General features: G+C 26.1%; 5 protein-coding genes and 1 pseudogene. All 6 read right to left on the reverse strand.

Annotated features, from left to right (window positions below; all coding sequences use genetic code 11):
* Positions 1–99: 99 nt before the first annotated feature.
* Positions 100–480 carry a hypothetical protein gene (locus KKC53_00625; protein MBU2597679.1) on the reverse strand — a complete coding sequence of 127 codons (381 nt, stop codon included), beginning with the start codon at positions 478–480 and terminating at the stop codon, positions 100–102.
* A 190-nt stretch (positions 481–670) separates the two neighbouring features.
* A complete protein-coding gene (locus tag KKC53_00630; protein MBU2597680.1) occupies positions 671–1006 on the reverse strand; it encodes a hypothetical protein in 336 nt (111 codons plus the stop codon).
* Positions 1006–2829 (reverse strand): M23 family metallopeptidase, encoded by a 1824-nt coding sequence (locus tag KKC53_00635; protein ID MBU2597681.1) that lies wholly within the window; start codon positions 2827–2829, stop codon positions 1006–1008. Before KKC53_00635 ends, KKC53_00630 begins: the two co-directional genes overlap by 1 nt.
* A 548-nt stretch (positions 2830–3377) precedes the next feature.
* Positions 3378–4014: pseudogene (locus KKC53_00640) on the reverse strand (MjaI family restriction endonuclease).
* On the reverse strand, positions 4014–5303 hold the full coding sequence (locus KKC53_00645; GenBank protein MBU2597682.1) for a thermonuclease family protein: 1290 nt from the start codon (positions 5301–5303) through the stop codon (positions 4014–4016). Before KKC53_00645 ends, KKC53_00640 begins: the two are co-directional and overlap by 1 nt.
* 159 nt (positions 5304–5462) lie before the next feature.
* Positions 5463–6232: hypothetical protein (locus tag KKC53_00650; protein ID MBU2597683.1), on the reverse strand; the 770-nt coding region annotated here is incomplete at its 5' end.

Here is a 6232-nt window from a genome sequence, read left to right on the forward strand (position 1 = left end):
GAAAGATAAAAGTGAGTATGTGATGCCAGAGATTTCTTATTAAATTTTCAAAGTGCGACTCAAAGATTTTTTGTTCTTTGACAGTTTAATATTTACTTTTCATTTGACATAGAATGTCTTATGGAACTTTGGAAAAACATTTGATATTTTCCATCCAAAATTATCTAACTCTTCTTCAGTAATATTATATTTTTCAATATAACGTTTTTTTCTTTGATTAGGGTTTCTTAGCCAGTCAGATTTTATTTCGACAAAAGGAGTGTTAAAAGTTTCTAATTTTAAATCTAATATGTAGCGGTTTATTTTTGGAATATTTATATTATTAATTACTAATGCTGTTAAAACAAAATAATTATCAAGCCAAAATTGTCTATTTTTCTCATTAGATCTATGAACATTAGAAAAATCATATAGATCAATATACTCTTTTTTTCCACTATCATCTATAAAGGTTTTATAAGAAATTACGTCATTACTCATTTAATAAACACTGCTATAATAAATATAATTTAATTAATTTAGTATAAATTAGAATATTTTGAATTAGATGATTTGAGTCAATCCCAATTTTTCTGTAAAATTCAAAGAGTCACCAACTCCTTCTCTCTTTTTACTTCATTTCTATTTAATAAATCAGATATTAAATTCAATTAGAAAATGCAATTTCTATTTATTCTGCAGCTCCACCGATCATTAAACCAGCAATTGTTAAAATAAAAAGTGATAGAGGAATAATAAAGGTTATTATGAAGGTAATAATTCCAAGCTTGTATATTTTTCTATTACCTTTTTTTCTTTTTAAAATTATGCTTAGAATTATTAAAGGAATCCCAAGAGGTATAGCAAAAATTGGATAATTAAAACCAAACAATATTTTTTCCCAAAGCTCCGCATTCCTAAACGCTCTACTATTAAATCCTTTTATAAATAAAATTATAAAAGCTAATAAACAAATAATTGAAAGTATAATTATCGCTATCTCAATTTTGTTATATTTATTATTCATTATATTCCTCCCTCATAAATTAAGTTATATTCTAAGTCTATTTCTTGTTCTTGTCCTCCATATATAATATAACCATTTTTTATTTCCCCATCTACTTCATTTCCATTTAATAAACTTAGTATTAAGTCAAATGTATGTTTACCACTTGAGTTGAAAAAAAGAAATTTGCTTTTTAAATTGAAATAATGGGAAAATAGAGGACTACTTGAATTTATATAAACATTATCAGCATATTTATATACTTGACTATCTATTCCAAAATTTTCAACAACCAAATCATTTTTACTTGCTATATTAATTATTTCTACATCTGGTTTATATAATGATAAATCTTCATTTCTATCTCCGTGTATGTCAGGTTGAGATAATTTTTTAGAAGCATCACTTTCTGGCATTAGATTAGAAGAAGCTGGAAGGTCAGGATCTATTTCTGGAAAAGGAAGTGAACTTTTGTCAGGAAGAAGAAATCCTATTAGTTTTCCAAACCATGGGTCTCTTGATGCTTTAGCCAAAAAGCTATTTGCACCTTTTATTGGAGAATTTATAGCTATTACCTGATCTATTTTATCCATATACGATTTATTATTTTTATCAGTAACAAATTCCATTATAAGTCTTCCACCCTGACTATAACCAATTAAATCAATCTCTTTCTTCTCTGGTATTTTGTTTAGATATTTTATCATAGAATTTTTAAAATCAATGTAGCTTCCCTGTGAATCATATCCATTATGGTAAGTACCAGGTCCATTACAGCTAAAATAAGCCATTTTTGACCAACTATATCCATTATTTTCTAAGAAATTCGTAAGATCAGAATTTAATACATCATAAGTTTCACTGCAGTAACCTGGAACTACTATCTTGTAATCTTTATCTTTATTATTGTTGGATTTATTATTGATTGTACCTTTCAAACTCACTTCAGATTTATCTTTACCAAAATCTGTATAAACTTCTAAATCTATTGGATTGCCTGATTCATATTTATCATCAATTAAATTATTATCATCATCAGGATCATTCCAGTCAACAATTCCATCATTATCATCATCAAAATCTATGAAATTATTCCACTTCCAATGATCTCTGTTTTCATGAATATCTAATATATTGTTATTATCATCATCTAAATCTTCCCAATCATAAACATTATCAAAGTCGTCATCCCAATATATAAGTTTAAAAATATAATCCCAAAAGTTCAGGTTTTTAGAAGTTATATTTTTAAAATTAGAACTTGCAAGATTTATATTTTCAATATTTGAATTTTCATTTAATTTAAAGATATCTTCAGCTTTTTCACCATAAATATTATTTGACTTTATTCCTACATTATTATTTTCATCAAGTTCTGTATAAGTTAGTGATATGAATTTTGTTAAATCATTAAAATCCATGTTTAGTATCTTCTCAGGGTCAACATAATGATCATTTACTATTACTCCAAAATGTAGATGTATTTCTTCACTTGAAGGATCATCTTCAGCTCCAATAGTTCCTATTATTTGACCTCTTTTTACTTCCTGACCAACACTAACATGATAATCTTGTAAATTTAAATATGTTGTCTTAACATCTAAAAGATGAACTATAGAAATAGTTTTTCCACCAGTTGGTGTATACCCAACATAAAAGACTTTTCCTGGAGCAGATGCAACTACTTTATCCCCTTTTTCTCCAGAAATATCAATCCCACAATGTCTATGAGTCTCACCAGTTTCTTCATCAGTATATTCTTCATTAAAATGAACTAAAATCTCCCCCTTTAATGGATAAATAAGAGGTTTCCTTTCGTTTGCAGAAATCTGATAAGGTTTCAAAGAGGGTATAAATAGTATTGAAAAAATAATAAGAAGAATGTAAAAAATAAAAATTAATATCTTATATAAATAACACTCAATGTTTCCTTTAACAATTATATTCTTCTTAATTATCACTTTAGTATGGGGTTATAAATTAATAAATTTAAAATCTAAATATTTTTTTACATTTTTAAATATGAATATTTATGCAAATGTACAATTAAATATATTATAGCATAAAAACACAAATATTTAAATATGTTAAAGGGAAAATTATTTAAGTTAGATAATAAATTAACTCAAATTGTGATAAGAGAATATTTCAGGTTATGTGGGACAACCCTTTAGATGAGAATGGTGGGTATATAAAAGGAGAAGTTTTAAAGAATATTTATAAAATTTTTTTAAAATAATATAGAAATATATCTAAAAGATTTTTAAAATGCGGTTTTGGGAGTATTTTGTGGGTTTTTTTTGATTTTATAAAAATAGAGTAAAAATAGAATAGTAGAGATATAAATAACATAGCATATATATACTATGTTATTTATATAATGTAAGTGTTGTCATTCTCTCTTTAATCTTTCAATTTCTTTTCTTATTTCCTCAATAACATTGTAGTTATGTATAATTTTCTTTTTTCCTTCCTTTACAGAAATGATATAAAATACTTTACCACCAAATTTAGCAGTAAACTTTTCATGAGTTTTTTCCTGGAATTCTAATTCATTAATTATTTGTGTAATATAGGGATATCCTGCTGGTTTAATTTGAAGTCCAATATATTTATTATTTATTTTAATAAAGAAATCTACATTATATCCTCTATCCTATTCATCCGGTGCAGGGTTCTACCTTAACCCCTAATGCTTGCTGCAACTGACCATATATAGTTGTTTGTATCTCAGACTGATATCCATCATAAGTCCGATTGATTACTAGGTTAATAATAAAATTAATACAATCCTTTTCTTCTATGCTCTCAATCTCTGCCTGACATACTTCTGTTATTTTTACATATAATCTTCTCCCCAGTTCTTCTAAATGGTTTATGGGATAAACATTTTTATAATAATACTTCTTCCAATCCCTAAGGGATTTAGGAGAACATTTTCTTATCAATTCTGAAACTGGTCCAACTTTGTTTTTCTTTGTCAAACCCCATCTCATATTTGCCTGATTTAGTATCCATTCTTTTGGCATTATTTTTCCCCCACATATGATAAAAATCTTGATTTGAATTTATAATTAAATGTAGTATCTACATAAGTACAGTCATTCTTTATTAAATGAGCATTTATAAAAGTCTTATTCTGTAAATATAAATAGCAAAGTAAGTTGTTCTTTTCATCATATTTTATACTGTCAAATTTCAGAAATACTTTTTGGCCTCTTGTTTTTTCTTTTAAAAACTGTAATGCTTCTCTATTTTTCTCAGGTTTTTCTTTCACTCCTAATAATCTAATTCTTAAGCCATTATTCAAGATTAATATCTCGGGACTAATTATTTGCTTTACAATATGGTATTTTTCTTTTTTATAATACGAATTATCTATTTTTGACCCAAATCTCAATTTTCTAGGGTCAACTTTTTTATCAAACTTTATTGGGTCTTTGAAAATATAAGGTAATTTTTTAATCTCTTCTTCATATTTTAGTTTTAATTCCCCCTGCTTTATTATTTTAAATATTGCATCTTTAAACAAAGTGTTTTGTTTTATTCCAAGTTTTTCTTTCATAATTGGAATAAAATCATCATTTATTTCATAACCAATAGAATTTCTATTAGTATTTTTAGCAGCTAAAGAGGCCGTTCCACTTCCTAAGAAAGGATCAAGAATAGTATCACCAACAAAACTAAACATCTTAATAAGACGTCTTGGTAGTTCTTTAGGAAACATAGCTAGATGTTTATCCTGTTTTTCACCAGGAAAATTCCAGTGCCCAGTAAAATATTGATTCCATTCATCTTTAGTCAATTTTGATTGTTCTTTAATATCCCTATTAACTCTTGGAGACTTCCCATATTTTTTAAAAATTAAAATAAATTCATAATCAAGTTTAAGAATCCCATTTCTTGGATATGGAAAAGAACCCATTACTGTTGCTCCCCCAGTTGTATGGCAAGTAGTTACTTTTTGCCAAATAATAGCACCCATGTAATCAAAACCTACAGTTTCACAAAATTTAATTATTTCTGTTCTTATTGGGATAACCTTATATCTTCCATAATATACAGAACGGGCAAACTGATCACCTATATTAACACATAAACGGCATCCTTTATGTAAAACCCTATGACATTCATTCCAGACCAAATTGAGATTGTTGATGTACTCCTCATAACTATCATTAAAACCTATCTGTCTTATATTTCCATAATCCTTTAGTTGCCAATAAGGTGGTGAGGTAATAACAAGATGGACTGATTCATCAGATACTTCTTTCATATACCTAGAATCTCCAATGATTATTTTATGTAAGGTTTTCATATCATCCCTTATATATATTTTGTAAAAGGTAAAACTGATATTCTATTATCATAGTATATACAAAATTTAAAAGTTATATAAAATAATAGTATCAAATAATATTTTATATCCTCTTTTGAGACTGTGTTATATTTTCTGTAAAATTGTTCTTCGAAAACTTTAATAATTAAACTCTTCTTCGTCTTTTATTTCAAGTACCAAAATGGACATATTTTTTGATTTTGAATCTATTTTTTCAGTATTTACAGTTACTTTTTCTTTTTTTTCTAGAATCTTACTATCTTTATTATTTTCATCTAAAAATTCTTTAGCTATAGCTTCTTTAGATTTTTTCCTTTTTAATCCTCTTTCTTTAAAAGGACTAAAAAATCCCGAGACTTTTGTTTTCAAATCAGATTTTTTAACTACTTTTTTCTTATCTTTATCTACTTTTTCTGAAATTAACTGATTATACAATTTACTTTTTAAAATATTACTTAAGGACTTTTTATCATCATCCTTTACACCTTTATTACTTTCTAAATATTTTTTAATAATTTCTTCATTAATCTTTTTTCTATCAAGGCTTTTCTTTTTTAAGAAACTAATAGCTTCTGATAAATTTAACTTTATGTTGAATTTTTTAATTTCTGGTATATATACTTCTGTTTTCTCTATTATTTCAAGTATCTCATCTTTATTAAATGGCCAAACTATATCTTTATCTTTTCCTATCTGTATAACACCAACCCCACTATTGCTAAAAATATTAAAAAGTCTTTCACTATCTTTACAATCTGCATCAAGAAGAACAGCTTTTATGCTACTTTCCAGTAATTCCTTTACATTAGCATTCTCATTTATCTTTATTAGAATGGGGATATCCTTGAAAATATCTTCAATAAAATCTGAAATCTCTTTATTGTCTGTTCTTAGTAAAACAAAACCCC

Source organism: Actinomycetota bacterium, assembly GCA_018830725.1.
Classification (GTDB): Bacteria; Actinomycetota; Humimicrobiia; order JAHJRV01; family JAHJRV01; genus JAHJRV01.